Genomic DNA, 4942 nt, shown 5'->3' with positions numbered 1-4942 from the left:
GTACCTGTTGTGGCAAGTGGGGTACTTGGTGTGGCAAGTGGAGTACCTGTTGTGGCAAGTGGAGTACCTGTTGTGGCAAGTGGAGTACCTGTTGTGGCAAGTGGAGTTGTAAAAGCCATAATAGACTTTAATTTAATAAACTCATTAGTAGCTGCATTTATACCCGATTCAGCCAAGAAAAATGTATCATAATGATGACGGTTTTTAAAAGACCAGCTACTTACTAAATATTTAAAGTCATCAGCAGTCATATTATAAAAATTTGCATAATTGTCACCTAGCCTTTTATAAACACTATAAATCATTTTCCCACGTCTTTTATTAGTTTCAATCTCAGATAGGGAAAATGAACAATACCTCCTAAATTCTTTAACTATATTTTCATCTAATAGAACCTTTTTAAATGCTCTTATAAAGGTGTAGTCACTAATCAGCCTTTTATCATGCATTGAAAAATATATACCAAACAAATTTCTTAAATTAATGAATAATTTATATTTATCTGTATCTACTAAATTATCTGGTACTCTTGATTTGCATTCTGAGATATCAGTAAGAGGAGTTACTAATGATGTTGTAAGTCTAAAAAGAATAATCTCTTTTTTTGTAGGTGGATTATTTTTCCAATATAAATCACCTTCATCAGGATGTCTCAGCAATTTAGTAAGTAAATCACTCGTTATGTGAGTTCCTGATAAATATGTTAGCATAAACAAAAAAGTACTTCTATAGTACTTAAAGTTTTTTATTCCTTGTATACTTCTTAGATCACCTATAGCAACCTCTTGAGCTCTATTAATAGCTCTTTTCTCTTGTATAGGATTTGCCTCAGCTCCAGGAGGGAAGTTGATCGACGGTAGATTATCATATAGTTTTTTTCCCGTTTCATATGCCATTTCTTTTATATTTTGAACCGACGGTATGCTATCCCACATAGTAGATTCCATTTTGGACATAGAATCAGAATTACTAGATGCCTCTTGAAAGTTAGGGCTATCCATCTTGGAGTAATTATTGAACTTACCTGTAGTATTAATAGGTGATAATATATTCATATGAGGAAGCATAGTCTCAGAGCTAAATGTTAAGCTAGCAAGAAAAATAGCTAAAAAAGGTGATATTGACTTTTCTGTAGATAAATTTGGAGAGAAATTGAATTCTGCTGTATCTTTAAACTTTGTTTCTAACCACTTACTAAAAGTTAACTTCTGTTGAGTCGACCTTTTACTGTTCCAATTCATATATTGTTCTAAAAGATAATTTATATCACGGTATGGGCTTAATAATGAACTTTCAAAAGATAATCCTTCTTGCTTACCTCTTACCCAAAGCCTTAAAATGGTTTTACTATTTTCTTTCCAGTAGGAACAAACTTTTTTATTGAAAGATTCTAAAATATTATCATTTATGTAATATAGGTCTCTATATCTATGGTGTGATGCTAGAAATGCCTTATAAAAAGAATAATTTCCTGAATAGGTCTTATTATTACTAAGATTCTTATATTTATCTTTACTAATACGATATATTTTTATTGCACCATATTCTTTTATGGCAGTTTCTGCTACTGCTTCCTCATATCCTATCCAACAATCACTATGAGAATTAATAAAAGCTGAATGAATAAAATTATTTTCTGATATCACGATATTCTTTTGTGTTATCTTAGATAAGGTAATACAAGCTAATTCAAGGTCTGAACCTGTTTGGGGGTTAATTAAGGTTTTAGTTAATAGTTCATTCATATATTTGATAATATTCAGGTATATTAAAAAAATAATTCTAATATAATTTCTTATCATAAATATGTCTCAAATATGTCTCAAATATATCAAAGATGGTTTTAAAGGGGTTCTGTTCCTAAAAGCTAAAAAATATAGCTCAATCAACCACCCCGCCGCAAGCAGCGGGGTATGAGCTGTCTTCATAGCAACTCTAATTGCTTTCCTTTATGTAGCCTATTATATTCTTCACCCTGATTCTTAACGTAATTGGCTATCATATTTTCATCTCCTTGCTTACCTACACTACTAGCAAAATATCCATCTGTCCATAACTCCCCTCCCCATAATTGCTTCTTAACATGAGGGCAAACTTTGAATATATTTCTTGCAGTGATACTTTTTATTATCGTTACTATTTTTGTAACACTATAGCTCGGAACTGACTGTACTAAAAAATGTACATGATCTTTATCTGTTCCAATTGCTATAAAGTTAACCTGGTATCTAGATTCCAACTCAATACAACTTCTAGATAACTCCAGGTCAACATTATCATCAAATATGACTCTCCTATATTTTGCAGGAAAAACTAAATGGTATAGCAAAATAGTTACGTTATGACTCTTCTTTATATATCTACTCATAGGCTACCATTATACGCCCCAAGGGGCGGGGAATAAAACCCAAAGAGATTTAAAATTGCTGTTGAAGTAGAAGAGCTAGATAGAATAAAGGTTAGACTATATTCAGGCATTGTTTCTTACCCCCTTAAAGTTATGAATATATTGTCAAATCCAAGTCAAAGAATTAGAATCAATTAACTTTAAAAATATAAAATACCAATGCCATATAAATACCCTGAATCAAAAGATTGGCATGTGCCTAAACAAAAACATAAAATTACAAATGGGTCTGAATATAATAAGGCTCTGACAAATAGAGGTCGTATAGATATATGGCTTACAGTTGATGCTGTAAATAATTGGCATGAAAAAGACCAAAAGAATATTGGGGAAGGAACACCACAACGATATACTGATTTTGCTATTAGAATCTGTCATGAGATAAGGATGATATATAAGCAACCATTAAGGCAAACACAAGGTTTTATAAATTCTTTATTCGAAATAATGGGATTAGATATACAATGTCCTAATTTCTGTACTCTAAGCAAACGTTTAAAATCATTAGGTATAGAATGTCCGAAGTATACAGAGAAAGATACAGTAGATGAGTCAGTAGCAGATATATCTATAGATTCTACTGGATTAAAGAGATTTGGTAGAGATGAGTGGCATCAAGAGAAACATAAAGTTTCAGCTAAACGTAGTTGGAGAAAATATCATGCAGCTGTATCAAATAAACATTATATTCATGCAGTTGAATTAACTAATAGATTTGATACTGATGAAAGAGTTGTAGATAAACTATTTAACCAGATAGGTGTAGATACTTCTCACTTTTCAGCTGGTGGAGCTTACGATAGTTTTAATGTATATGAGAAGATAAATGATAAGTTCCCATCTAGGTAGCAATACCACCAGATAAAAATGCAAAGATGAGTGACTCAAATCATGTATTAAGAAATCATAATCTAGAGTTGATAGCTAAACATGGTAGAATGCATTGGCAAACAAAAACTAAATATGGCAATAGAAATTATAGTGAGTTAGCCATGCAAAGATATAAAAGAAGGGGCTGTCCTAGATAACTAAGTTATGTTAGGATGTTTTTGATGAGAAAAGGTATAGATGAATTAGAAATGTATTCGAAACTATCACTTAGTGATTGCCAAGATGTGTATGATAATAAAATTAAAGATTTTCCATTTTAAAAATGTGGCCCTCAGCGCACGTAGGTTAACCAGTATCCTTTTATCAAACTATAAAAAAAGTAGGGGAAATATTCAACTCACTGAGATTAACTGCTAAACCATAGCCCCAGCTCAGTTGGCTTACGTTCTTCTTTACGATTTGCATCTTCTGCTAAGCATAACTGCACTGCTTGATCAATAAATTCTTCTGGGTATCTTTTGTAAGCCATTTCTCTTTCCTTTTTTTGACATCAAAAGTGTCCCAAATTGACGGGTAGATCAATTTATCGCAATACACATATTGATTTAATTTAATTTTTATATATACTTAATACAAAGGAGCTCTTTTGATTATAAGGATATTTATCGTTTTAACTATGAATGTATTAATTTTCAACAAAGATAGTGTTAAGCTTTTTGAGTTAAAACTTTATTTTGAAACTTATTCTTATACTGTAACAGCTATTCAAGAACTTAAGTTAATAAAGAAAATACTGACAAAATATAATATAAATTTCCTAATTATTTATACATGTCCTGACACAAATCAATCTGTAGAAATCTGTAAGAATATAAGAAGATATTCTGATATTCCTCTAATATTTATTACACCAGAAGAATCAGATTTAGAAAAAATAATTAGTCTTGAAGTTGGAGCTGATGATTTCTTGTCTACTCATGTTAGTAATAGAGAATTATTAGCAAGGCTTAAATCTGTGTCACGTAGATATTATAATCATCATTTAAATAAACCTGGGAAAGAAATCTATCCTAGGTATAAATTTCTTCACTGGATAGTAGATACAGCTGAAAGAAGTTTAAAGGATAGTTTAGGACATGAAGTTTATATTTCAACAGGATTATATAACTTACTTCTAGTATTTTTAGAAAATGTAAATATTATATTAAGTAGAGATAGATTAATTGACTTAACAAAATCTGAATCATCCTTTTCTTTATATAGATCTATTGATGTTCAGGTAGGAAGATTAAGAAAGATACTTCAATTAGATAAAGAATCAAATATAATAAAAACAGTACGCTCGGTAGGTTATGTATTTACAGTTAGTGCTAATATTATTTAGTGAGAGATTTATCTTAGTATTTGTATTTTCTATGAAGTTTTAAAAAGTAAGGTGGTATCTTCATGCTATTGTTAGTGGTTTATCCTTAATTGTTGCATTAGCTATATCTGAGTTATATATAAAGAAATGAAAGAAAAGAAGAAAAATAGAAATAATACTTTTTTTAAATAATAAGGAGAATATCAATAGTGTATAAAAGTATTTTAATAGAGAATACTGAAATAAATCTTCTACTATATGTAATTTGCAAACATTATAAGTTTAGTAGTAAAAATATAATTCAAGAAGTTAATATGATGCATGGGTTCTGTCGCAAACTG

The 4942-nt window shown here is 30.2% G+C and carries 6 protein-coding genes; 3 read left to right on the top strand and 3 right to left on the bottom strand.

All coding sequences use genetic code 11. The features are described 5' to 3' along the window. On the bottom strand, positions 1-1745 hold a 1745-nt coding region (locus F3D62_RS12795), incomplete at its 3' end, for a hypothetical protein (RefSeq protein ID WP_224732687.1). 179 nt (positions 1746-1924) lie between these two features. Continuing rightward, positions 1925-2368: an IS200/IS605 family transposase gene (tnpA, locus tag F3D62_RS11285; protein WP_150468356.1), complete on the bottom strand. Its 444-nt coding sequence runs from the start codon at positions 2366-2368 to the stop codon at positions 1925-1927. A 198-nt stretch (positions 2369-2566) separates the two neighbouring features. Between tnpA and F3D62_RS11280 the strand changes: the two genes are divergently transcribed. Next, complete coding sequence (locus F3D62_RS11280) at positions 2567-3256, top strand: IS5 family transposase (protein WP_150468355.1); 690 nt, start codon at positions 2567-2569, stop codon at positions 3254-3256. A 26-nt stretch (positions 3257-3282) separates the two neighbouring features. After that, positions 3283-3435, top strand: coding sequence for a hypothetical protein (locus tag F3D62_RS12790; protein ID WP_191092609.1), 153 nt, complete (start codon positions 3283-3285; stop codon positions 3433-3435). Positions 3436-3644: 209 nt separating this feature from the next. Here the strand turns inward: F3D62_RS12790 and F3D62_RS13070 are convergent, their stop codons facing one another. Beyond that, the gene (locus tag F3D62_RS13070; protein WP_263478764.1) at positions 3645-3767 is read right to left on the bottom strand and encodes a hypothetical protein; all 123 of its coding nucleotides are present in this window, start codon (positions 3765-3767) and stop codon (positions 3645-3647) included. A gap of 117 nt (positions 3768-3884) precedes the next feature. Between F3D62_RS13070 and F3D62_RS11275 the strand changes: the two genes are divergently transcribed. Continuing rightward, entirely contained in the window at positions 3885-4622 is a 738-nt protein-coding gene (locus F3D62_RS11275) for a winged helix-turn-helix domain-containing protein (RefSeq protein WP_150468354.1), read from the top strand. Positions 4623-4942: the final 320 nt, after the last annotated feature.

The organism is Francisella sp. SYW-9 (assembly GCF_008711465.1).
Classification (GTDB): Bacteria; Pseudomonadota; Gammaproteobacteria; order Francisellales; family Francisellaceae; genus Francisella.
The sequence above is the reverse complement of the archived record's forward strand: the minus strand, read 5'-3'. Positions and strand labels throughout refer to the sequence as shown.

What these genes read in the sequence shown, in the direction of transcription:
- tnpA (WP_150468356.1), bottom strand. Translation starts at nt 2,368, where the DNA reads ATGAGTAGATATATAAAGAAGAGTCATAACGTAACTATTTTGCTATAC.
- F3D62_RS11280 (WP_150468355.1), top strand. Translation starts at nt 2,567, where the DNA reads ATGCCATATAAATACCCTGAATCAAAAGATTGGCATGTGCCTAAACAA.
- F3D62_RS12790 (WP_191092609.1), top strand. Translation starts at nt 3,283, where the DNA reads ATGAGTGACTCAAATCATGTATTAAGAAATCATAATCTAGAGTTGATA.
- F3D62_RS13070 (WP_263478764.1), bottom strand. Translation starts at nt 3,767, where the DNA reads ATGGCTTACAAAAGATACCCAGAAGAATTTATTGATCAAGCAGTGCAG.